Source organism: Streptomyces sp. HSG2, assembly GCF_016598575.1.
Taxonomy (GTDB): Bacteria; Actinomycetota; Actinomycetes; order Streptomycetales; family Streptomycetaceae; genus Streptomyces.
The window spans coordinates 4,320,902-4,344,240 of the sequence record NZ_CP066801.1 but is presented as its reverse complement, the minus strand read 5'-3'; the positions used below and the strand labels follow the sequence as shown (position 1 = coordinate 4,344,240).

The window sequence follows — 23,339 nt, the reverse complement described above, 5'->3', positions numbered from 1 at the left end:
CGGGGTCGAGCCCGGGGCTAATGCACGAGGAGCTTGGCCATGGGGGCCAGTCTAGCGGGGTACCGCAAACCCATTTCCGGCCGTGATCGTGGCGACCGGGCGGCCCGAGCCGCCGGGGCGGGGGCCGAGGGCGGCCGGCGCGGGGTCGGCGAGTCCCGGGCGGGCGGCACGCGGGGCGCGACGGGATGCGTGCCTGCCGCCCCGCCGCTCCCCGGACCCCTCAACCGCCTCCGACGTGGACCTGGAAGGCAGCGCGGCGGGCCGCCTTGGCGAGCGCCGGATCGGGATGGGCGGCGGCCAGGGCCACCAGGACCTGCACGGTGCGCGGGTGTCCCACGGCCCGGACCTCTTCCAGCAGTGCCGGCACGGTGGGTTGTACCGCCGACTCCAGGTGCGTGACGAGCAGCGGGGCCTCCCCGTGATCGGCGACGGCCGCGGCGGTGTCCACCCAGAGCCAGGTCGCCTCGGCCCGCGTGAGGGCCTCGTGGGCGTCCTCGGGGTCGACCCCATCGTGTTCGGCGAGCCACAGCAGGGCGTAGGGGCGCAGGGTGGGCTCGTCCAGCACGGCCCGCACGTCCGGCTCGGCCGGGGCACCGACCACGCGCAACGCCTCGAAGGCCAGGCCACGCAGGAGGGCGTCCTCGCCGCGGGCGGCGGCGAGGAGTTCGGCGACCGCGTTGCCGACGGCGCGGACCGCGAGCCAGGCCCGGTACTCCGCGCGGGCCGCGTGGGGGCGGAGTTGGGCGCAGCCGCGGAGCATCTCCGGCGCGGACCGCTCGATGTTGCCCGCCGGGCTCTGGGCGGCGACGCAGATCTGCTCCAGCTTGACCCAGACCGCCCAACTCCCCAGAGGCGTCAGGGTCGCCTGCCCCTCCTCGCAGGTGAGCGCACCGACCGCGCCGAGGGCGTTCAAGGCCCAGTCCAGGAGGGACGCGAGAGCGGACCGCAGGACGGGCTCGGGACGGGGCCCGGGCGGTACCTCACAGCGCTCGGTCCGCAGTTCGCCGACCCGCTGGCGCAGCAGGTCCAGCAACTGCGCCACGGGCACCGGCCCGGCGGAGAGCTGAAGGAAGGACAGGACCTGCGGCATGGCCGTCACCACCTCGGCGACGGCGGCGGGTTCGTGGCCGGCCGGCTCGGGGTGGGCCAGCGACCAGGCGTCGAAGAGCGCGACCCAGCCGCGGAGGACCGCGCTGTCGTCCCGGTCCCAGGCGCGCAACCGCCAACCGGGACGGGCTCGGTCGCCGTGCACCTCGACCAGCCCGGCCAGGCGGGCGGTGTCCCAGCAGGCACGGACCCTGCCCGGGGTCAGGCCCAGCTCGCGCGCGGCCCGCTCGGCGGTGGGAGCGGAGAGGCGGGCGGGGCCCTCGGGGTCCCCGACACCCTGGCCGGGGCCGAGCGTGGCCTCGGCCCAGCGGGCGACACGGACCGCGTCGGCAAGGCCCGCGCGAGCCGTGCCGGCCAGCTCGGAGCGGGCCGGAGTGCCCTCGGGTGGTCGAGGCGCCGGGCGGCGGGAACGGCGCTGGTTCACCGCTCGCGGAGCGGCGGCCAGGGGTCGGGGACGGACGATTCGGAGCCTGGAGTCGCGCGGGATACGGGACGTCACGGGGGCAGTCTCGCGGTTGACGGACCGAAATCCCAAACGGGATACCGGCCCGGGGTGACCGCGCGGGCGGAGCGCGGGAGCCGGGCGACCCCGGGGCGGGGCGGGCCCGCCCGGGAGCGAGGGGGCGCGACGCGACGCCCGCCCCGCTCACATCAGCGGCGTCAGGAAGCGACGCAGGGTCTCCTCGTAGCCCCGCGGGTCGGCGTTCCACATGGCCGCGTGCGGGGCGTCCCGGACGGTGTGGAGCGAGACCCGCGTGGGGTTGGCGTCGGCCAGCCGTCGCGAGGACTCCCAAGGCGCGACCCGGTCCCCGGGTCCGTGGAAGACGAGGACCGGCACGGCCGGGTGGTCGCTTCGGGAGCGCTCCGGGGAACCGGCCGCCGGCAGGCCCGCGCGACCCTGCACCGAGCGGACGGCCAGGGGCATCAGGGCCCGCGGCGCCCCCCGGGCCGTCGCCAGCGCCCGCACGGTGGCCCCCCAGTCCAGCACCGGGGAGTCCAGGACGAGACCGGCGACGGCGTCGCGGGCCTCCGAGCGGGCCGAGACCCGCAGCGCCATGGTGGCCCCGGTGGACCACCCGAGGAGGACGACCCGGCGCGCCCCGTGGGCCAGAGCGTGACGGACGGCCGCGTCCAGATCGCGCCACTCCGACTCGCCGAAGCGGTGGAGTCCCTGGGGCGGGCGGGGGGCGCCCGGGTCCCCTCGGTGGGCGAGGGCCAGGACCGGCAGGCGCATCCGGTGCAGGGGGTGCATGAGGTTCATGGCGTGCTCGCGGCCGGCCGGCAGCCCGTGCGCGGCGATCACCCAGGTCCCTCGGGTGCCGGGGACGAACCAGGCGGGCAGCGGACCGAGGTCGCCCGCGATCTCGATGTCCCGATGGTCCAGGTCGAGGGCCGTGCGGGGGGTGCCGACGTGGAGCGCGGGGGTGAGCCAGACGCGGTCGCCCGCCGCGAGAGTCCCGTGGACGAGGTGTTCGAGACGCCGGACCACGGTGTCCGGGCGGGCGGCGCCCGGCAGGACGTCGCCGACGACCGCGCGGCCCGCGTCGCCCACCAGGCCGTACCGCCCGGGGCGCAGGGCGGCGGGATCCCTGGTCAGGGTGATCCGGCCGGCGGCGGTGCCGTGCACGGTGAGCCGGGGCTCGGTGGGCATCGGGCGGTCGGGCGAGACCTTGAGCGCGGCGTCGCCGGCGAGCCGGCCCGCGGCGAGACCCGCCGCGCCGGCCGCCAGGACCGCGCCGACGGCCGCGGCCGTCACGGGGGCAGTGCGCACGCGGCCCAGTCTCCCGACGGCGGCGGCGAACCGCCAGCGCACGACGCGGGCGGGTGACGTCCCGCCGCGGGTCCCCGGAGCGGGACCACGCCGGCCGGCCGGACTTTCCCGGTGAGCGGCTCCTCGGTCCGCCGGGTTACAAGGCGGGCTCAGGCGTCCGGGCCGTAGCCGCGCAGTCGTTCGGCGGCCTGCGACAACTGGCCCGGGGTCAGCAGGGACGGGGCCGACCCGGGCACCGAGGAAGCCGCCAACCACACCCGGCACATCCACTCCAGTTGCGCGGTGCGGTGAAACGCCTGTTCCAGGTCGGCGCCGTGGGTCAGCGTCCCGTGGTTGCGCATGAGGCACGCGGAGCGGTCGGCCAGCGCGCGGAGCACGTGGTCGGCCAGTTCCTCCGTACCGTAGGTGGCGTACGGGGCGACCCGGACGGGCCCGCCGAGCGTCGCCGCCATGTAGTGGACGGGCGGCAACTCGGCGACGAGGGTGGAGACCGCCGTGGCGTGCACGGCGTGGGTGTGCACCACGGCCCGCGCGTCGGTCCCCCGGTACACGGCGAGGTGCGTCGGCAGCTCGCTGGTCGGGGCGAGGGTGCCGAGCACCTGGCGGCCGTCGAGGTCCACGCCGGTGACGTCCTCGGCGTCGAGGGTGTCGTAGGGCACCCCGGACGGGGTGACGAGGATCGTGTCCCCCACTCTCGCCGAGACGTTGCCCGAGGTGCCGACGACGAGACCGTCGGCGACGGTGCGCCGGGCGGTCGCCACGACCGCCTCCCGGGCGCGGGCCTCATCCACCCGCGCGCGCCGTATGCTCGTTCGCCCGCCCACCGCGCCTCCTCGGGGGCGACCCGCGCGCCCCGCCGACGCGACCGTACGCCGAAGCGGGGCGGCGCGCGAGGGGTGACGAGCGTCTCCCGGGGTTCCCCGAATGGCCGGGGATCGGGGGTGGCCGACGGCGGCGACCCCGGAATTCCGGGGGGTCGGAGGGGCCGGGAGGGGGTGCCGCCCCGGGCGCGACGCGAGCGGTGGCCGGAACCCCGCCGCAGGACACCGCGAAACCCCCATCAGTTCACCTTCCGTTCACCCAGGTTACCTACGTTCATCCGGCCAACGACCTCGAACGATTGCCTGGGTAAATGGAAAGCTTCTCGCTGATCCTCGCGATAGTGGTGATAACCGCACTCGCGTTCGATTTCACGAACGGTTTCCACGACACCGCCAACGCGATGGCCACGACCATTTCCACGGGCGCCCTCAGGCCCAAGGTCGCCGTCGCCATGTCCGCCGTGTTGAACCTCGTCGGCGCCTTCCTCTCGGTCGAGGTCGCCAACACCATCTCCAAGGGCCTCGTCGACGAGGCCGGCATCCGACCCGAGGTCATCTTCGCCGCCCTGGTCGGCGCGATCCTGTGGAACCTGCTCACCTGGTTGGTCGGGCTCCCCTCCAGTTCCTCCCACGCCCTGATGGGCGGCCTGATCGGTGCCACGGTCGCCTCGGCCGGTGTCGGAGCCGTCCACGGCGACGTGCTCGTCACCAAGGTCCTCATCCCGGCCCTGGCCGCGCCGCTCGTCGCCGGTGTCGCCGCTCTGATCGGCACGCGGCTCATCTACCGCCTGGGCCGCCGATCCGCCGAGACCCGCGCCTCCGAGAAGGGCTACCGCGCCGGCCAGATCGCCTCCGCCGGGCTGGTCTCCCTGGCGCACGGGACGAACGACGCGCAGAAGACGATGGGCATCATCACGCTGGCCCTGGTCGCTGGCGGCACCCTGGCCCCCGACTCCGACCCGCCCCTGTGGGTCATCCTCTCCGCCGGCATCGCCATCGCCCTCGGTACCTACCTGGGCGGCTGGCGCATCATCCGGACGATGGGCAGGGGCCTCACCGACCTCCAACCGCAGCAGGGATTCACCGCGCAGACCAGCGCGGCGACGGTCATCCTGGCCTCCTCCCACCTCGGTTTCTCCCTCTCCACCACCCACTCGGTCTCCGGCGCCGTGATGGGCGCGGGCCTGGGCCGCAAGGGCGGCGTCGTGCGATGGTCCACCGCGACCCGCATGTTCGTGGCGTGGGGGCTGACGCTGCCGGCGGCGGCGCTGGTCGCCGCGCTCGCCGAGTGGATCACCGGGTTCGGATCCTGGGGCACCGCCCTCGTCGCGGGCTTCCTGGTCGTCTCCAGCGCCGCGATCTGGCGGATCTCCCGCCGCGAGGTGGTCGACCACACGAATGTCAACGAGCACACCGCCGTCGAGCCGGACGTGGTGACCAACGCCATGGCCGCCGTCGTCCCGCCGCCCACCGTCGCCGGCGACCACGGGGTCACCATCCCGAGCCCGACCGCCTCACCCGAGGTCGAGAGCGCCTCGGCCACCGCCGTCCGCTAGCGCAGGAGAGCAGCATGAAGATCGACTGGGCGGCCCTCGGCTCCGTCTTCGGAGTCAGCCTGGTGGCCACGGTGGCCCTGGTGGGCCTCTTCACCCTCGGCATCGCCGGCCTGGCGCGGCGCGAACGCGCCACCACCCAGGGGGCAGGCACGGCCCTGTCCCTCGCCGGCGCCTACGCCTGCTTCGCCGCGTGCGCGGGCGCGGTGGCCTACGGGATCTACCTGATCGTCGCCTGACCACCGGCCGGTCGTTCGACCGGACACGGAGCGACCGGGTGCGGGACACACCACCACGTCCCGCACCCCTTCGGCGTTCGCGCGCCCCGGATGTGGGGCTTCGCACACTCCCCCGCCGCAGGTCAACGGCGGGTTGACGACCGTTCGCGGCCCGTGGTGGACTTCCCGGGCCAGTACGGCGGCAGGAGAGGAAGCCGGTGCGAATCCGGCGCGGTCCCGCCACTGTGACCGGGGTGTGTCCCCGGGAGCCAGGAACTCTCGCCGCCGGTCTCGTCGATCCAGGGCGTGGACACCCTGAGTGAGGACACAACGCCATGCGCGGCTGCCCATCCGGCCCCCCCAGCACCACCCCCCACCTCCCTCCCATCGGCTGAACCCGTGGGAGCCGAACGCGTCTTCGCGTACGGCGCCGCCACCGGCCTGCTCTGCGACCGCCTCTTCGGCGACCCACGCCGCGGCCACCCGGTCGCCCTGTTCGGCCGGGCCGCCGGGCGTGTGGAGCGCGCGCTCTGGCGCGACCACCGCGGGGCCGGGGTCGCGCACGTCGCCGTGTGCGTCGGTGGGGTCGCGGCGCTCGGCACGGCACTCGCGCGAGCCGGACGTACTTCCACCCCCCTGTCCGTCGCCCTGACCGCCGCCGCCACCTGGTCCGTCGTCGGCGGGACCTCGCTGGGGCGGGAAGCACGGGCGGTTGGCCGGGCTCTGGACGAGGGAGACCTCGCACAGGCCCGGGAACTCCTTCCGCGCCTGTGCGGACGGGACCCCCGGGCCCTGGACGCCGAGGGAATCGCCCGTGCGGTCGTCGAGTCCGTCGCCGAGAACACCTCCGACGCGGTGGTCGGCGCCCTGGTGTGGGGGGCGACGCTCGGCGTACCCGGGCTGCTCGGTTTCCGGGCCGTCAACACCCTCGACGCCATGGTCGGCCACCGGTCGCCTCGATACCGGCGCTTCGGTTGGGCCGCCGCCCGTCTGGACGACCTGGCGGGCTACCCGGGGGCGCGACTCACGGCCGCCCTGGCCGTCGTGGCCGGCGACGACCCCGAAGGCGCGGCCCGGGCCTGGCACGCGGACGCGGCGCTCCACCCCAGCCCCAACGCGGGCCCCGTGGAGGCGGCCTTCGCCGGAGCCCTCGGGCTGCGGCTGGGAGGCACGCTGTCCTACGCCGGACGAGTGGAGCACCGGCCCGTGCTCAACGGGTCGGCGGGGCGCGCGGTCCGGATCGCGGACATCGACCGGGCGGTGCGCCTGTCCCGGCGCGTGGGATTGACGGCCTTGGCCGTGTGCGTGGTCGCCCGACGGATGGCCGTCCGCGCGGGCGCGAGAGGGGCGAGGTCGTGAGGGCACGCGGGAGCGGCGGCGGACTGCTGGTCGCCGGCACCACGTCCGACGCCGGCAAGAGCGTCGTCACGGCGGGCATCTGCCGCTGGCTGGCGCGTCAGGGCGTCAAGGTCGCGCCGTTCAAGGCGCAGAACATGTCGCTCAACTCCTTCGTGACCCGCGAGGGCGCCGAGATCGGGCGCGCCCAGGCGATGCAGGCGCAGGCCTGCCGGGTGGAACCCACGGCGCTGATGAACCCGGTGCTCCTCAAGCCCGGCGGGGAGAGTCGAAGCCAGGTCGTGCTGCTGGGCAGACCGATCGGCGAGATGAGCGCGCGCGACTATCACGGCGGGAGCCGGCGGAGACTGCTCGACACGGTCCTGGGCTGCCTGACCGAGTTGCGAAGCACCCACGACGCGGTGATCTGCGAAGGCGCCGGGAGCCCGGCGGAGATCAACCTGCGCCGTACCGACATCGTGAACATGGCGGTCGCCCGGGGGGCCGGGCTCCCGGTGGTGGTCGTGGGCGACATCGACCGGGGCGGGGTGTTCGCGGCCTTCCACGGCACGCTCGCCCTGCTGTCGCCGCAGGACCAGGCGCTCGTGGCCGGTTTCGTGATCAACAAGTTCCGAGGTGACGCCTCCCTGCTGCGTCCGGGCACGGACATGCTCCTCGGTCTGACCGGGCGACCGACCTACGGGGTGCTGCCCCACCGCCGCGGGCTGGGCATCGACGAGGAGGACGGACTGCGAGTCTCGCCGCGCGGCGCGGTCCGCGAGTCGGCGGTCGCCGCCCCGCTCGGGGAGGACGTGCTGCGGGTCGCCGTCTGCGCCGTCCCGTTGATGTCCAATTTCACGGACGTCGACGCCCTCGCCGCCGAACCCGGTGTCCTGGTCCGGTTCGTGGACCGGCCCGAGGAGCTGGCCGACGCCGACCTGGTGGTTCTGCCGGGAACGCGGGGAACCGTCGGGGCGCTCGACTGGCTCCGGGAGCGCGGTCTGGCCGAGGCCCTGCTCCGCAGGGTGGCCGACGGCCGACCGGTGCTGGGGATCTGTGGCGGGTACCAAATCCTCGCCGAACGCGTCGAGGACGAGGTCGAGAGCCGCAGGGGTGTCGTCGACGGACTCGGCGTGCTGCCCGTGCGCGTGCGGTTCGCGGCCGAGAAGACCCTGGCGCGCCCGGCCGGCAGGGCCCTCGGGGAGGCCGTCGAGGGCTACGAGATCCACCATGGCGTCGCCGAGGTCACCGGCGGCGAGGGCTTCCTCGCCGACGAGCGGGGACGGCCGCTGGACGGCTGCCGGGTCGGGTGGACCTGGGGAACCCACTGGCACGGCGCCCTGGAGTCCGACGGCTTCCGCCGGGCCTTCCTGCGAGAGGTGGCCGCCGCGACGGGCCGCCGCTTCGTGCCGTCGCCGGACACCTCCTTCGCCGTACTGCGCGAGCGGCAGCTCGACCGACTCGGCGATCTGATCGAACAGCACGCGGACACGGACGCGCTGTGGCGACTCGTCGAGTCCGGCGCGCCCGAAGGACTGCCCTTCATTCCACCGGGAGCACCCGCATGAGCACTGTGTTGTTGTTGTCCACCGCCGACACCGACCTGTTGGCCGCTCGCGCCTCCGGCGCCGGGTACCGGATCGCCAACCCGACCCGCGTGGACGTCCGCGAGGAGCTGCCGCGGCTGGTGGCCGGGGCCGACGTCGCCGTGGTCCGGCTGCTGGGCGGGCGACGCGCCTGGGAGGACGGTCTGGCCGCCCTGCGGGCGGCGGGCGTCCCCACGGTGCTGCTCGGCGGCGAGTCGGTGCCGGACGCCGAGCTGATGGCCGAGTCGTCGGTGCCGGCCGGTGTCGTCGCGGAGGCCCTGCGGTACCTGGTCGAGGGCGGCCCGGGCAACCTGGCCCAGCTCGCCCGGTTCCTGTCCGACACCGTACTGCTGACCGGCGAGGGCTTCGCGGCGCCCCGCTCGATGCCGGAGTACGGCGTGCACGGCTCCCGCGCCTCGCGCCCGGGGCGCCCGACGGTCGGGGTGCTCTTCTACCGCGCGCACGAACTGAGCGGCAACACCGCGTTCGTCGACACCTTGTGCGACGCGATCGAGGCACGCGGGGCCAACGCCCTTCCCGTCTTCTGCGGTTCGCTGCGGGGGGCGGAGCCGGGGCTGTACGAGATCCTGGGGCGGGCCGACGCGTTGGTCGCGACGGTGCTCGCGGCGGGCGGTGCCCACGCCGCGTCGGCCTCGGCGGGCGGCCGGGACCCGGTGGTGAGCGGCGCCGCCGCGCGGGACACGCCGGACGACGAGGAGGCGTGGGACGTCGGGGCGTTGGCCGACCTGGACGTCCCGGTGCTCCAGGGACTGTGCCTGACCTCGTCCCGCGCCGCCTGGCGGGAGTCCGACGCCGCGCTGTCCCCGATGGACGCGGCGATGCAGGTCGCGATCCCGGAGTTCGACGGACGGCTGGTCACGGTTCCCTTCTCCTTCAAGGAGCCGGGACCGGACGACGTCCCGGTCTACGTCGCCGACCCCGAACGCGCCTCCCGTGTCGCCGGGATCGCCGTGCGGCACGCCGCCCTGCGGCACAAGCCGAACGTCGACAAGAGGCTCGCGCTGGTCTTCACGGCGTATCCGACCAAGCACTCCCGGGTCGGCAACGCCGTGGGGCTGGACACGCCGGCATCCGCGGTCCGGGTCCTGGACGCGCTGCGCGAGGCCGGCTACACGCTCTCCGACTACCCGGCCGGCGGTGACGAGCTGATCCACCGACTGATCGAGGCCGGTGGCCACGACCTGGAGTGGCTGACGGAGGCGCAGTTGGCCGCCGCGCCCGCCCGGGTGCCGCTCGCCGACTACACGGCCTGGTTCGACCGGCTCGACCCCGACCTGCGGGAGTCCATGGTGCGGGCCTGGGGCGAACCTCCCGGCTCCCTCTACGTGGACGGCGACGACATCGTGCTCGCCGCCCTGCGGTTCGGGAACGTCGTGGTGATGATCCAGCCGCCGCGTGGCTTCGGCGAGAACCCCATCGCCATCTACCACGACCCCGACATGCCGCCCTCCCATCACTACATGGCCGCATACCGTTGGCTGGAAGACGGCTTCGGCGTCGACGCCGTCGTGCACATGGGCAAGCACGGCACGATGGAGTGGCTGCCGGGCAAGGGGTTGGGGCTGAGCGCCGGGTGCGCCCCGGACGCCGTCCTGGGAGACCTGCCTCTGGTCTACCCGTTCATCGTCAACGATCCCGGGGAGGGCACCCAGGCCAAGCGCCGCGGTCACGCCACGGTCGTCGACCACCTGGTACCGCCGATGGCCCGCGCCGACACCTACGGGGACCTGGCCAAGCTGGAGCAGCTCCTCGACGAGTACGCCCTCGTCGGAGACCTGGACCCGGCCAAGGCACCGGCGGTCCGCGCGCAGATCTGGACCCTGGTCAAGGCCGCCGAACTCCACCACGATCTCCACGTCGACGAGCAGCCCGACGACGATGCCTTCGACGAGTTCGTGATGCACATCGACGGCTACCTCTGCGAGATCAAGGACGTGCAGATCCGCGACGGCCTCCATGTGCTGGGCGGCGGCCCGGTCGGCGCGCCCCGGGTCAACCTGGTGCTGGCGGTCCTGCGCGCATCGCAGGTGTGGGGCGGGCGCGCAGACGCCCTGCCCGGTCTGCGGGCGGCGCTGGCGGCGCACTTCGGTCTGGTGGAGAAGGAGCTGCTGGCCGAGCCGGGCGCGCCCGCGCGTCCGGCGGCCGGCCTCGGCGATCTGGTGGCCGGGCCGTCGCGGACCGCCTCGGACGTCGTCGATCTGCTGGAGACGCTGTGCCGGCGGATGGCGGAGGGGATGGAGGAACGCGGGTGGGACGCCGCGACGGTGCCCGCCCTCGTCCGTGAGGTGCTGGGCGTCGAGCTTCCCGCCGCCGTCGCGGTGTTGGAGTTCGCGTGCCGGGAGGTGGTGCCGAGGCTGGAGCGCACCACGGACGAGATCGGGAATATCCTGCGGGCCCTGGAGGGCGGCTACGTCCCCGCCGGGCCCTCGGGGTCGCCGACGCGCGGTCTGGTCAACGTGCTGCCGACCGGACGCAACTTCTACTCGGTGGATCCCAAGGCGATCCCCTCCCGGCTGAGCTGGGAGGTGGGCCAGGCGTTGGCGGACTCGCTGGTGGAACGGTATCTCCGGGACAACGGCTCCTACCCGCGCTCCGTGGGCCTGACGGTCTGGGGCACCTCCGCGATGCGCACCCAGGGCGACGACATCGCCGAGATCCTGGCGCTGCTGGGATGCCGTCCCGTGTGGGACGACGCCTCCCGACGGGTGACGGGTTTCGAGATCGTCGCCCCGGAGGAGCTGGGCCGGCCGCGGGTCGACGTGACGGTCCGGATCTCCGGCTTCTTCCGGGACGCCTTCCCTCACGTGGTGGCGTTGATCGACGACGCGGTCCGGGCCGTGGCCGAGTTGGATGAGCCCGTAGAGACGAACTTCGTCCGGGCGCACGTGGAGGAGGACACCGCCGCCCACGGCGACCGCCGGCGCGCCACGGCCCGGGTCTTCGGCTCCAAGCCGGGCGCCTACGGGGCGGGGCTGCTGCCGTTGATCGACGCCCGGAACTGGCGCAGCGACGCCGACCTGGCCGAGGTGTACGCGGTGTGGGGGGGCTACGCCTACGGTCGGGGGCTCGACGGGCGCGCGGCGCGGGGGGACATGGAGACGGCCTTCCGGCGGATCGCGGTGGCCGCGAAGAACGTCGACACCCGCGAGCACGACATCGCCGACGCCGACGACTACTTCCAGTACCACGGCGGCATGGTCGCCATGGTCCGGCACCTCACGGGCGCCTCGCCGGAGGCCTACGTCGGCGACTCGGCCACCCCTGACCAGGTGCGGACCCGCACGCTCGGGGAGGAGACCCACCGGGTCTTCCGCGCGCGGGTGGTCAACCCCCGGTGGATGGGCGCCATGCGCCGGCACGGCTACAAGGGTGCCTTCGAGATGGCGGCGACGGTGGACTACCTCTTCGGCTACGACGCGACGGCCGGCGTCGTCGACGACTGGATGTACGAGAGGCTCAGCGCCGAGTACGTCTTCGCCCCGGAGAACCGGGACTTCATGAAGGCGTCCAACCCCTGGGCTCTACGCGGGATCACGGAGCGGCTGTTGGAGGCCGCGGACCGGGGTCTGTGGGCCGAGCCGGACGCGGAGACGCTGGATCGGCTCCGCGCCACCTATCTGGAGCTCGAAGGCGATCTGGAGGGCGACGACCAGTGACCGTTCCCTATCCGTTCACGGCCCTCGTGGGGCAGGACGACCTGCGTCTGGCGCTGGTGTTGAACGCCGTGTCCCCGGCGGTCGGCGGGGTGTTGGTGCGCGGAGAGAAGGGCACCGCCAAGTCGACGGCGGTGCGCGCGCTGTCGGCGCTGCTGCCGGGGGTGTCGGTGGTGCCCGGCTGTCGCTTCTCCTGCGACCCCGAGGCGCCGGAGCCGCGGTGCCCGGACGGTCCGCACGAGGCGGGCCCGGTCGCCGATCGGGCCGCCCGCATGGTCGAGCTCCCGGTGGGCGCCTCCGAGGACCGCCTGGTCGGCGCCCTGGACATCGAGCGGGCGCTGGCCGAGGGCGTCAAGGCCTTCGAGCCGGGGCTGTTGGCCGACGCGCACCGCGGCATCCTGTACGTCGACGAGGTCAACCTGCTCCACGACCACCTGGTCGACCTGCTCCTGGACGCCGCCGCGATGGGCGCCTCGTACGTGGAGCGCGAAGGTGTGTCGGTCCGACACGCCGCCCGGTTCCTGCTCGTGGGGACCATGAACCCGGAGGAGGGGGAGCTTCGGCCCCAGCTCCTGGACCGCTTCGGGCTGACCGTCGAGGTGACGGCCTCCCGTGAGCCGGACGAGCGAGTGGAGGTGGTGCGGCGGCGACTCGCCTACGACGCCGACCCGGACGGGTTCGCCGCCCGGTGGGCCTCGGAGGAGGAGGCGGTGCGGGGCCGGATCGGCGCGGCCAGGGAGCTCCTGCCCCGGGTGGGCCTCGGCGACGGCGCGCTGCGGCAGATCGCCGCGACCTGCGCGGCGTTCGAAGTGGACGGCATGCGCGCGGACATCGTGATGGCGCGCACCGCCACCGCCCTGGCGGCGTGGGCGGGACGCGACCGGGTGCTCGCCGAGGACGTGCGGCGGGCGGCGCTGTTGGCGCTGCCCCACCGTCGGCGGCGCAACCCCTTCGACGCCCCGGGGTTGGACGAGGACCGCCTCGACGAGACACTGCGCGAGTTCGGGGACGGGGACGGGGGCGAGCGCCGCGAGACGGAGGGCGACGAGGGAGACGGCGACGACGAGCCCGATCCGGACGGGCCCGGCGGGGGCGGCGGCCGTCCACCCGCTCCGGGCGGGGGCGACGGCTCGGGTGCCGACGCCGCGGATTCGGACACCGGGGAGGCGGCGCCCTCGGCCGAGCCGGGCGGCACCGGCGAGGCCAGGCCCGCGGGGGCGGGTGAACGGCCCGCCGCGCAGGCCTCGGAACCGTTCCGGGCACGGGTGCTGAGGGTGCCCGGTGTCGGCGCGGGGTCCTCGGGTCGACGGTCGAGGGCCCGCACCGAACGCGGCCGGACGACCGGGGCGCGCCGTCCCCGGGGAGCCCTGACCCGGCTGCACCTGGCGGCGACGGTGCGGGCGGCGGCGCCCCACCAGCGGGCGCGGGGCCGGAAGGGCCCGGGGCTGCTGGTGCGCCGCGACGATCTCCGCCAGGCGGTCCTCGAAGGGCACGAGTCCAACCTCGTGCTGTTCGTGGTGGACGCCTCCGGGTCGATGGCCGCCCGGCAGCGCATGGGCGCGGTCAAGGGGGCCGTGCTGTCCCTCCTGCTCGACGCGTACCAGCGACGCGACAAGGTGGGGCTGGTGACGTTCCGCGGCTCGACGGCGGAGGTCGCGTTGCCGCCGACGTCCTCGGTGGACGCCGCCGCGGCGCGGCTGGCAACCCTGCCCACGGGAGGGCGGACGCCCTTGGCGGCGGGCCTGCTCAGGGCCCACGACGTGCTGCGCGTGGAGCGGTTGCGCGACCCGTCGCGGCGGGCGTTGTTGGTGGTCGTGACGGACGGGCGGGCCACCCACGGGGGGCCGGCTACGCGGGGGGCCGCCGACGGGGCTTCGGGCCGGGCCGGTGCCGGGCCGACGGGCGCGGCGGCGCTCGCCGCGCGCCGGTTCGCGGCGGAGGGTGTCGCCTCGGTCGTCGTCGACTGCGAGGCGGGCCCGGTGCGCCTGGGGCTGGCGGGAACGCTCGCCGACCACCTGGGCGGCCCGGCCGTGACGCTGGAGGAACTGAGGGCGGAGTCGATCGCCGGTCTGGTCCGCGACGTACGCGGCGACGAGTCGAGGAGGGTGGCCTAGTGCCCCAGGGACAGCCGGGCTCGGTCCCGGACGACGGTCTGACCACGCGCCAACGGCGCAACCGTCCGCTGGTGGTGGTGCACACCGGGATGGGCAAGGGGAAGTCGACCGCCGCCTTCGGGCTGGCGCTGCGCGCCTGGAATCAGGGTTGGCCGATCGGGGTCTTCCAGTTCGTCAAGTCCGCCAAGTGGCGGGTGGGCGAGGAGCGGGCCCTTCGGGTCCTCGGCGACAGCGGCGAGGGGGGCGGCGTCGCCTGGCACAAGATGGGCGAAGGCTGGTCCTGGGTCCAGCGGGACGCGCAGACCGACAACGAGGAGAAGGCCCGGGAGGGCTGGGAGCAGGTCAAGCGGGATCTCGCCGCCGAGACGTACCGGCTGTACGTGCTCGACGAGTTCGCGTACCCCATGCACTGGGGGTGGGTCGACACCGACGAGGTGATCTCCGTCCTGCGGAACCGGCCCGGCACCCAGCATGTGGTGATCACCGGACGGAACGCGCCCGACCGACTCGTCGACTTCGCGGACCTGGTCACCGACATGTCCAAGGTCCGGCACCCGATGGACGCGGGGCAGAAGGGCCAGCGGGGTATCGAGTGGTGACGTCCTCGCCTCCGCGGCTGGTCGTCGCCGCGCCCTCGTCGGGCTGCGGCAAGACCACCGTCGCCACCGGCCTGATGGCCGCCCTCGCCGGGCGGGGCCTGTCGGTGTCCCCGCACAAGGTCGGCCCGGACTACATCGACCCGGGCTACCACGCGCTGGCCACCGGGCGGACGGGGCGCAACCTCGACCCGTTCCTGTGCGGGCCGGACCTGGTCGCCCCGTTGTTCCTGCACGGCGCCGGTGGCTGCGACGTGGCCGTGGTCGAGGGGGTCATGGGCCTGTTCGACGGTGCGGCGGGGCACGGGGAGCTGGGCTCCACCGCCCAGGTCGCCGCGCTGCTGCGGGCACCGGTGGTGTTGGTGGTGGACGCCTCGGCGCAGGCCCGGTCGGCGGCGGCGCTGGTGCACGGCTTCGTGTCCTGGGACCCGAAGGCGCGGATCGGCGGGGTGATCCTGAACAAGGTGGGGTCGGACCGGCACGAGGCGCTGACGCGGGAGGCCGTGGAGTCCGTGGGCGTACCCGTCCTGGGCGTCCTGCGGCGGACCGCCCGGGTGGCGACACCCTCGCGGCACCTCGGGCTGGTTCCCGTCGCGGAGCGACGCCCCGAGGCCGTCGACGCCGTGGCGGCGATGGCGCACGCCGTGTCGTCCGGATGCGACCTGGAGGCGCTGCTGGCGTTGGCGCGGGGCGCGGGCCCCCTGCCCGGGACGGCGTGGGACGCGGCCTCGGAGGCAGGCGCCGGCACCGCGACGCCGGGGGGATCCGGGTCGCGGGTTCGGGTCGCCGTCGCGCGGGGTCCCGCCTTCACCTTCTCCTACGCCGAGCACACCGAACTCCTCGCCGCCGCCGGGGCCGAGGTCGTCGCCTTCGACCCGCTGCGCGACGAGGCGTTGCCGGCGGGCACGTCCGGCCTGGTGATCGGCGGGGGGTTTCCCGAGGTGTACGCCGGCGACCTGTCGGCGAACGAGCCGCTGCGGGGGGCGGTCCGGGAGTTCGCCCGGAACGGCGGGGCCGTCGCCGCCGAGTGCGCGGGGCTGCTGTACCTCTGTCGCGAGTTGGACGGCCGGCCGATGTGCGGGGTTCTCGACGCCCGGGCCCGGATGTCGGAACGGCTCGCCCTCGGCTACCGGGACGCCGTCGCCGTCGGCGACAGCTGCCTGGCGCGCGCCGGGACCCGAGCGCGCGCGCACGAGTTCCACAGGACCGTCGTGGAACCCGGCGCGGGGCCCGCTCCCGCGTGGGGGATCGGGGGGCCGGATCGGCGCGTGGAGGGCTTCGTACAGCGCGGTGTGCACGCGAGCTATCTGCACACCCATTGGGCCGCCGATCCCGGTGTCGCCCGTCGGTTCGTGGAGAGGTGCCGAGCGTCGTGAGCAACGTGCTGGTCGGGGTCGGTGTGGGACCCGGGGACCCGGAGCTGGTGACGGTGAAGGGGGTCGAGGCGCTGCGCGCGGCCCGAGTCGTCGTGGTGCCCGTGATGGACTCCGGCGAACGAGGACGTGCCGAGGCGACCGTGCGGCACTACGTCCCCGAGGAGAAGGTCCTACGGGTGGTGTTCGCGCTGAACGAGCGCACCGACCGGGCCCGCCGGGAGGCCGCCTGGGACGCGGCGGGCACGCGGGTGGCGGACCTGCTGCGGTCGCGGGGCACCGTCGCCTTCGCCACCATCGGCGACCCCAACGTGTACTCGACGTTCACCTACCTGGCGCAGACCGTCGTCCGCTCGTTGCCCGGCACCCGCGTCGAGACGGTCCCCGGGGTGACCGCCATGCAGGATCTGGCGGCGCGCTCCGGCGCGGTGCTGACCGAGGGCACCGAACCGTTGACCCTGGTGCCCGTGACCGCCGGTACCGAGGTGCTCAGGCGGGCGCTGGAAGGGCCGGGCACGGTCGTCGCCTACAAGTTCGGCAGGCAGGCGGCCGAGGTGGCCGAGGCGCTGCGGGCGACCGGACGTGTGGAGGGAGCCGTCTGGGGTTCCGCTCTCGGTCTCCCCGAGGAGTCGATCCACCCGGCGGCCGAGATCGGCGACACGGAGCTGCCGTACCTGTCGACGCTCATCGCCCCCGCCCCCCGGGGCGGCGGAAGGGGCGGCAAGCTGTGACCCCTTCGGAGCCCCGCGAGCGTCCGGGGGCGGTCGACCCTTCCCGGGAGGGGGCACGCCCCTCCCCCGCCCCGGACGCGTCGATGCCGTCGGCGGACCCCTCCCCGACCTCCCCGCGACATCCCACCCCCGAGAGAGGACCCCGACGCATGGCCCACACCCCCGGTGGCAAGGTGACCTTCGTCGGCGCCGGCCCCGGTGCCGCCGACCTGCTGACCTTCCGCGCGGCCCGGGCCATCGCCGAGGCCGACATCGTCATCTGGGCGGCGAGCCTGGTCCACGAGGACGTCCTGGAGCACGCCCGCGAGGACGCCGAGATCCTGGACTCCGCCGTGATGTCCCTGGAGGACGTCGTGGCCGTCTACCGCCGGGCGCGCGAGCGCGGGCTGCGGGTCGCGCGTGTGCACTCCGGCGATCCGGCGCTGTGGGGCGGCACCCAGGAGCAGGCGGACCGGTGCGCGGAGATCGGCGTCCCCATCGAGATCGTCCCCGGTGTCTCCGCCTTCTCCGCGGTCGCCGCCCTGGCCGGAAGGGAGTTGACGATTCCCGAGGTGGCCCAGTCGGTCGTGCTGACGCGGCTCGGCGGGGGCAAGACGCCGATGCCCGCCGGCGAGGAGGTCCGCGCGTTCGCTCGGCACGGGACGACGATGGCGGTCTTCCTCTCCGCCGCTCGCAGCGGTCAACTGGTGCGGGAACTCCTGGAGGGCGGCTACCCGACCGACACGCCGGTGGTCGTCGCGCACCGGGCGACCTGGCCCGACGAACTGGTCGTCACGTGCACGGTCGCCACACTGGAGGAGACGGTCAAGGAGCATCGTCTGTGGAAGCACACGCTCTTCCTGGTCGGACCGGCGCTGGCCGCCCACGGCACCCGGTCCCACCTGTACCACCCGGGTCACTTCCACGGACACCGCAGGGCCGACCCGCGGGCCCGCCGGGAGCTGAGGGAACGGGGGGCGAGCGGATGATCCGCGTCGTCGGCGTGGGGGCCGACGGCGCGCCCCCCGCGTCGGAGTCGCTCGGCGACGCCGCCCTGGTCGTGGGCGCCCGGCGGCACCTGGCCGCCGCACGGCCGCCCGCGGGGGCGCGCACCCTGGTCCTCGGACCGTTGGCCCCGGCACTGGAGACCATCGGACGGTACGTGACCCGGGGGCGCCCTGTGGTGGTCCTGGCTTCCGGGGACCCCGGGTTCTTCGGCATCGCGCGAGCGCTGGCGGAACGTTTCGGCCCGACGGCGCTCGACGTGAGCCCCGGAGTGTCGTCCGTCGCCGCCGCCTTCGCCCGGCTCGGGCTGTCGTGGGACGACGCGATCGTCGCCAGCGCCCACGGCCGCGACCCCCGAACGGCGGTGAACCTGTGCCGGGCCCACCCCAAGGTGGCGGTGCTCACCGGACCGGGCGCCGGCCCCGCGGAGTTGGGCGCCGCGCTGCGCGGGCATGCCCGGACGCTGATCGTGGCGACCGCGCTCGGCACGGCCGGTGAGCGGGTGGAGCGGACCACGCCCGAGCGCGCCGCCGCCCGCGACTGGGGGCCCGAGGTGAGCGTGGTGTTGTGCCTGGACGAGGCGCGGTCGTCCGGCCGGGCGAGGAGTGTCGCGGGGGTCGGCCCTGGACCGGCGGGATGGGCGCTGGAGGAGTCCGCGTTCGCCCACCGCGACTCGATGATCACCAAGTTCGAGGTGCGGGCGTTGGCGCTGGCCCGACTCGGCCCCCGGCCGGGCGACCTGGTGTGGGACGTCGGCGCGGGCTCGGGTTCGGTCGCCGTGGAGTGCGCGCGGCTCGGTGCCGCCGCCGTCGCCGTGGAGCGCGCCGAGGACGGCGTCGAACGCGTGCGTGCCAACGCCGCCGCGCACGGCGTCGACGTGCGGGTGGTCCGCGGATCGGCTCCTCGGGCGCTGGCCGATCTGGACGACCCGGACGCGGTGTTCGTCGGGGGCGGCGGGCGGGATCTGCCGGCCGTCGTCGCCGAGTGCGCCCGGCGGGCCCGCCGGGCGGTCGTCGTGGGGCTGGCCGCTCTCGACCGGGTGCCCGCCGCGCGGGCGGCGCTGTCCGACGCCGGTTGGGAGTGCGACGGGGTGCTGTTGCAGTCCTCCCGGTTGGCGCCGCTCCCCGGCGAGGTGACCCGACTCGCGGCCGCCAACCCCGTGTTCGTGTTGTGGGGCTCCCGGCCCCGCTCCCCCAGAGAAGGAGTCGCCGCGTGATCGGCCTGATTTCCGCCACCGCCGCGGGCACCGCGGCGCGGGACCGGTTGGCCGCCGCCTGGCCGGACCGGACCCGCGTGTACAAGGGCGACGTCGCCGGCGCGGTGCGGACCGCGTTCGCGGAGTGCGAGGGGCTGGTGTGCTTCCTGGCCACCGGTGCCGTGGTGCGGATGGTGGCGCCGCTGCTCTCGGACAAGCGCTCCGATCCCGGCGTGGTCTGTGTGGACGAGGCGGGGAGGTTCGCGGTGTCGCTGCTCGGCGGACACGGCGGCGGCGCCAACGCGTTGGCGGGCGAGGTGGGGGCGGTGCTCGGTGCCGAACCCGTGATCACCACGGCCACCGACGCGGCGGGCCTGCCGGGACTGGACACGCTCGGGCTGCCCGTCGAGGGAGACCTCGCCGCGGTGTCCCGGGCCTTGTTGGACGGCGAGCCCGTCGCGCTGGCGGTGGACACGCCGTGGCCCTTGCCGCCCCTGCCGGTGGCCGAGGCGGGCGAGTACACCATCAGGTCGACGGATCGCCTGGTGCGGCCGACCGCGCGGGAGGTCGTCCTCCGTCCGCCGTCCCTCGTCGTCGGCGTCGGCGCCTCCCGTGGGGTTTCGGAGGACGAGGTCACCGCGCTCGTCGAGGCCGCCCTGCGGGAGGCGGGTCTCGCGGCGGCGTCCGTCGCGGCGCTGGCGACGGTGGATGCCAAGGCCGACGAGGCGGGGATCGTCGCCGCGGCCGAGCGAATGGGGGTTCCCCTGGTCGCCCACCCCGCCGAGACCCTCGCGCGCGTAGCGGTGCCCAACCCGTCCCGGGCTCCGCTGGCCGCCGTGGGCACCCCCTCCGTCGCGGAGGCCGCCGCGCTGGTCGACGGCGGCGAGTTGCTGGTGCCCAAGCGCCGGTCGGTGCGGGCCGACGGATCTCCCGCCCGGGCGACCTGTGCCGTGGCACGCCGGCCGGTACGCGGTCGGCTGGCGGTGGTGGGACTCGGCCCGGGCGCCCGGGACCTGCTGACCCCTCGGGCGGTCGCGGAACTGCGCGGGGCGTCGGTGCTGGTCGGTCTCGACCAGTACGTGGACCAGATCCGGGACCTGCTGCGTCCCGGCACCCGGGTCCTCGCGTCGGGCCTGGGAGCCGAGGAGGAGCGGGCGCGGGCCGCCGTCTCCGAGGCCCGGCGCGGTCACGCCGTCGCGCTGATCGGCAGCGGCGACGCGGGGGTGTACGCCATGGCGTCGCCCGCGCTGGCCGAGGCCGGCGACGACATCGACGTGGTGGGGGTGCCCGGCGTGACGGCCGCACTGGCGGCGAGCGCCGTCCTGGGGGCCCCGCTCGGACACGATCACGTCTCCGTGAGCCTGTCCGACCTGCACACGCCGTGGGAGGTCATCGAGCGCCGGGTACGGGCGGCGGCCGAGTCCGACCTCGTGGTGACCTTCTACAATCCGCGCAGCCGAGGCCGGGACCGGCATCTGACCAGGGCCCTGGCCGTCCTCGCCGCGCACCGGGCGCCGACCACGCCCGTCGGTGTCGTGCGCAACGCCTCGCGCGCGGACGAGAGCAGCCTGCTGACGACGCTGGCCGAGGTCGACCCGACCGTGGTGGACATGCTGACGGTGGTGACCGTCGGCAACTCCGCCACCCGCGAGATCGCGGGCCGGATGGTGACGCCGCGCGGCTACCGCTGGCAGCGGCCGGAGGTGACGCGATGAACCGGGTGGTGCATCCGATCGAGGTGGAGTCCTTCCGCAGGCTGCGCGCCCGGTTGGACACCTCCGGCCTGGCTCCGCTGACCCGGGCCGTGGTCGAGCGCGTCATCCACGCGACGGCCGATCCGGCCTACGCCGACGACCTCGTCCTGGACGAGCGCACGCTGGTGAAGGCGCACGCGGCGCTGCACGCCGGCGCTCCGGTCGTGGTGGACGTGGAGATGGTCGCCGCCGGCATCACCCGCCGGGAGACGGTGTGCCGCCTCGGTCGGGCCCGTGCCGCACCCGGCCTGACCCGCTCGGCCCACGCCGTCCGACTCGCCCACGAGGAGGTCGGCCCCGGCGCCCTGTGGGTGATCGGCTGCGCCCCGACGGCCCTCGAGGAGCTACTGCGGCTGGACGCCGCGCCCGCCCTGGTCGTCGGACTGCCCGTCGGCTTCGTCGGAGCGGCCGAATCGAAGGCGGCGCTCCGCGAGAGCGGGCTGCCCGCCGTCAGCAACGTGTCCGAGAAGGGCGGGTCGGCGGTGGCCGCCGCCGCTCTCAACGCCCTGCTCTACCACCCCCTGTCCGTCACGTCGTCCGAGGAGAATCCGTGACCGCTTCGCCCGCCCTGCTCATCGCCGGCCACGGCACCCGGGACGAGGCCGGCGCCGACGCGTTCCGGCGCTTCGTCGAGGAGTTGGGACGCCGCCATCCCGAACTGCCCGTCGCCGGCGGCTTCATCGAGCTGTCCCCGCCGCCGCTCGGCGACGCCGTGGCCGAGCTGGTCGAGCGCGGGGTCCGCCGCTTCGCCGCCGTGCCGTTGATGCTGGTGTCCGCCGGGCACGCCAAGGGCGACATCCCCGCGGCGCTCTCGCGTGAGCGCGACCGCCACCCGGGGATCTCTTACGCCTACGGGCGCCCCCTCGGTCCGCACCCCGCGCTGCTGCGCGTCCTGGAGCGGCGGATCGCGGAGGCGGCCGACCCCTCCTGGGACCGTGCCGAGACCACCGTGCTGCTGGTGGGGCGCGGTTCCACCGATCCGGACGCCAACGCCGAGGTGCACAAGGCCGCCCGACTGCTGTGGGAGGGACGCGGATACGCGGGAGTGGAGACGGCGTTCGTCTCGCTGGCGGAGCCGGACGTGCCCGGGGGGCTGGAGAGGTGCGCCCGGCTCGGCGCCCGTCGGATCGTGGTACTGCCCTACTTCCTGTTCACCGGGATCCTCCCGGAGCGGGTGAGGCGGCAGACCGGCGAGTGGGCCGCCGAGCGGACCGGGATCGAGGTCCGCTCGGCGGACGTCATCGGCCCGGAACCCGAACTCCTCGACCTGGTGTGGGAGCGGTACGAGGAGGCCGTCGCCGGCGACCTGCGGATGAACTGCGACAGCTGCGTCTACCGGATCGCCCTGCCGGGCTTCGAGGACAAGGTGGGGATGCCGCAGCGCCCCCACTTCCACCCGGACGACGACGGACACCATCACGGGCACGGGCACGGCGTGCCTTCTCATGCGCACTGAGGGGCGGGATCAGGCCCCGGACCTCGCTCACCACGGGGACGCCGAGGTCCGGGACGACGGGGCGAGCCTGGTCGACCTGGCGGTGAACGTCCGCGCGGGCACACCTCCGGGGTGGCTCCGGGAACGCGTCGCCGCCTCGCTCGGCGCGCTCGCCGCCTATCCGGACGACCGGGCCGCCCGCGCGGCGGTGGCCGCGCGACACGGGCTTCCCCCGGAGCGGGTCCTGTTGACCTCGGGGGCGGCGGAGGCCTTCGTCCTGCTGGCCCGGGTGCCGAGGTTTCGCCGGCCGGTCGTGGTGCACCCCCAGTTCACCGAGCCGGAGGTGGCACTGCGGGCCGCCGGGCACGGCGTGGAGCGGGTGCTCCTCCGTGCGGAGCACGGGTTCCGGCTGGACCCCGCCTCCGTGCCGCCCGACGCGGACCTGGTGGTGCTGGGCAACCCGACGAACCCGACCTCGGTGCTGCATCCGGCCGACGTGGTGGCGTCCCTGGCCCGGCCCGGGCGGACCGTCGTCGTGGACGAGGCGTTCATGGACGCGGTGCCCGGCGAGCGAGAATCCCTCGCGGGCCGGACCGACGTCCCCGGACTCGTGGTCCTGCGGAGCCTGACCAAGACGTGGGGGTTGGCCGGACTTCGCGTCGGCTATCTGCTGGCCGCGCCCGAGATCGTGGCGGAGCTGGCGGGCGCGCAACCGCTGTGGCCGGTGTCCACCCCCGCTCTGGTCGCGGCGGAGGCGTGCGTGAGACCGGAGGCCCTGGCGGAGGCGGAGCGCGCCGCCCGACGGACCGCCGTCGACCGCGCCCGGCTCGTCGCCGCGCTGGAGGAGTTCGCGCCGGAGGGCCTGCGGGTGGTGGCGCCCGCCGAGGCACCGTTCGTCCTGCTCCGGCTGGACCGGGGCGCGGACGTCCGTCGCCGGCTGCGCGCCCGCGGATTCGCGGTGCGTCGCGGGGACACCTTCCCCGGGCTGGGCCCGGAATGGCTGCGCGTGGCGGTGCGGGGCGGCGACGTCACCGACGCCCTGGCGCTCGCGCTGCGCACGGTCCTGACGGACTTCGAAACGGCCTGAACCCG

At 75.2% G+C, this 23,339-nt stretch carries 18 protein-coding genes and 1 riboswitch; of the genes, 15 read left to right on the top strand and 3 right to left on the bottom strand.

Annotated elements, in window-relative coordinates; translation table 11 throughout:
* Window positions 1-220: 220 nt before the first annotated feature.
* From JEK78_RS18770 to JEK78_RS18760, 3 genes are all read right to left on the bottom strand, one after another.
* Window positions 221-1,606, bottom strand: a complete 1,386-nt coding sequence (locus JEK78_RS18770; RefSeq protein ID WP_200261225.1) for a hypothetical protein — start codon at window positions 1,604-1,606, stop codon at window positions 221-223.
* Between the two features lie 147 nt (window positions 1,607-1,753).
* Window positions 1,754-2,878: an alpha/beta fold hydrolase gene (locus tag JEK78_RS18765; RefSeq protein ID WP_200261223.1), complete on the bottom strand. Its 1,125-nt coding sequence runs from the start codon at window positions 2,876-2,878 to the stop codon at window positions 1,754-1,756.
* A 149-nt stretch (window positions 2,879-3,027) separates the two neighbouring features.
* Window positions 3,028-3,669 carry a class II aldolase/adducin family protein gene (locus JEK78_RS18760; protein WP_346251297.1) on the bottom strand — a complete coding sequence of 214 codons (642 nt, stop codon included), beginning with the start codon at window positions 3,667-3,669 and terminating at the stop codon, window positions 3,028-3,030.
* 341 nt (window positions 3,670-4,010) lie between these two features.
* On the opposite strand from JEK78_RS18760, the gene JEK78_RS18755 reads away from it, so the two are divergent.
* From JEK78_RS18755 to cobC, 15 genes are all read left to right on the top strand, one after another.
* On the top strand, window positions 4,011-5,255 hold the full coding sequence (locus JEK78_RS18755) for an inorganic phosphate transporter (protein WP_200261219.1): 1,245 nt from the start codon (window positions 4,011-4,013) through the stop codon (window positions 5,253-5,255).
* A gap of 14 nt (window positions 5,256-5,269) precedes the next feature.
* Window positions 5,270-5,491 carry a hypothetical protein gene (locus JEK78_RS18750; RefSeq protein WP_200261217.1) on the top strand — a complete coding sequence of 74 codons (222 nt, stop codon included), beginning with the start codon at window positions 5,270-5,272 and terminating at the stop codon, window positions 5,489-5,491.
* Between the two features lie 186 nt (window positions 5,492-5,677).
* Window positions 5,678-5,749: riboswitch (cobalamin riboswitch) on the top strand.
* Between the two features lie 120 nt (window positions 5,750-5,869).
* Window positions 5,870-6,829 (top strand): cobalamin biosynthesis protein, encoded by a 960-nt coding sequence (locus JEK78_RS18745; protein ID WP_200261215.1) that lies wholly within the window; start codon window positions 5,870-5,872, stop codon window positions 6,827-6,829.
* Window positions 6,826-8,373, top strand: a complete 1,548-nt coding sequence (locus JEK78_RS18740; protein WP_200261213.1) for a cobyric acid synthase — start codon at window positions 6,826-6,828, stop codon at window positions 8,371-8,373. Before JEK78_RS18745 ends, JEK78_RS18740 begins: the two co-directional genes overlap by 4 nt.
* Complete coding sequence (gene cobN / locus JEK78_RS18735) at window positions 8,370-12,068, top strand: cobaltochelatase subunit CobN (protein ID WP_200261211.1); 3,699 nt, start codon at window positions 8,370-8,372, stop codon at window positions 12,066-12,068. The genes JEK78_RS18740 and cobN overlap by 4 nt, the downstream gene beginning before the upstream one ends.
* The gene (locus JEK78_RS18730) at window positions 12,065-14,179 is read left to right on the top strand and encodes a putative cobaltochelatase (RefSeq protein ID WP_200261209.1); all 2,115 of its coding nucleotides are present in this window, start codon (window positions 12,065-12,067) and stop codon (window positions 14,177-14,179) included. Before cobN ends, JEK78_RS18730 begins: the two co-directional genes overlap by 4 nt.
* The gene (gene cobO, locus JEK78_RS18725; protein ID WP_200261207.1) at window positions 14,179-14,778 is read left to right on the top strand and encodes a cob(I)yrinic acid a,c-diamide adenosyltransferase; all 600 of its coding nucleotides are present in this window, start codon (window positions 14,179-14,181) and stop codon (window positions 14,776-14,778) included. Before JEK78_RS18730 ends, cobO begins: the two co-directional genes overlap by 1 nt.
* Entirely contained in the window at window positions 14,772-16,151 is a 1,380-nt protein-coding gene (locus JEK78_RS18720; RefSeq protein ID WP_200261205.1) for a cobyrinate a,c-diamide synthase, read from the top strand. Before cobO ends, JEK78_RS18720 begins: the two co-directional genes overlap by 7 nt.
* On the top strand, window positions 16,148-16,879 hold the full coding sequence (cobI, locus tag JEK78_RS18715) for a precorrin-2 C(20)-methyltransferase (protein WP_200261203.1): 732 nt from the start codon (window positions 16,148-16,150) through the stop codon (window positions 16,877-16,879). Before JEK78_RS18720 ends, cobI begins: the two co-directional genes overlap by 4 nt.
* 149 nt (window positions 16,880-17,028) lie before the next feature.
* On the top strand, window positions 17,029-17,847 hold the full coding sequence (gene cobM / locus JEK78_RS18710; protein ID WP_200261201.1) for a precorrin-4 C(11)-methyltransferase: 819 nt from the start codon (window positions 17,029-17,031) through the stop codon (window positions 17,845-17,847).
* The gene (gene cbiE, locus JEK78_RS18705) at window positions 17,844-19,079 is read left to right on the top strand and encodes a precorrin-6y C5,15-methyltransferase (decarboxylating) subunit CbiE (RefSeq protein WP_200261199.1); all 1,236 of its coding nucleotides are present in this window, start codon (window positions 17,844-17,846) and stop codon (window positions 19,077-19,079) included. The genes cobM and cbiE overlap by 4 nt, the downstream gene beginning before the upstream one ends.
* On the top strand, window positions 19,076-20,773 hold the full coding sequence (gene cobJ, locus JEK78_RS18700) for a precorrin-3B C(17)-methyltransferase (RefSeq protein WP_200261197.1): 1,698 nt from the start codon (window positions 19,076-19,078) through the stop codon (window positions 20,771-20,773). The genes cbiE and cobJ overlap by 4 nt, the downstream gene beginning before the upstream one ends.
* Window positions 20,770-21,366, top strand: coding sequence for a precorrin-8X methylmutase (locus tag JEK78_RS18695; protein ID WP_200261195.1), 597 nt, complete (start codon window positions 20,770-20,772; stop codon window positions 21,364-21,366). Before cobJ ends, JEK78_RS18695 begins: the two co-directional genes overlap by 4 nt.
* Window positions 21,363-22,268 carry a sirohydrochlorin chelatase gene (locus tag JEK78_RS18690; RefSeq protein ID WP_200261194.1) on the top strand — a complete coding sequence of 302 codons (906 nt, stop codon included), beginning with the start codon at window positions 21,363-21,365 and terminating at the stop codon, window positions 22,266-22,268. Before JEK78_RS18695 ends, JEK78_RS18690 begins: the two co-directional genes overlap by 4 nt.
* Window positions 22,258-23,334 carry an Rv2231c family pyridoxal phosphate-dependent protein CobC gene (gene cobC / locus JEK78_RS18685; protein WP_200261192.1) on the top strand — a complete coding sequence of 359 codons (1,077 nt, stop codon included), beginning with the start codon at window positions 22,258-22,260 and terminating at the stop codon, window positions 23,332-23,334. The genes JEK78_RS18690 and cobC overlap by 11 nt, the downstream gene beginning before the upstream one ends.
* Window positions 23,335-23,339 lie beyond the last annotated feature (5 nt).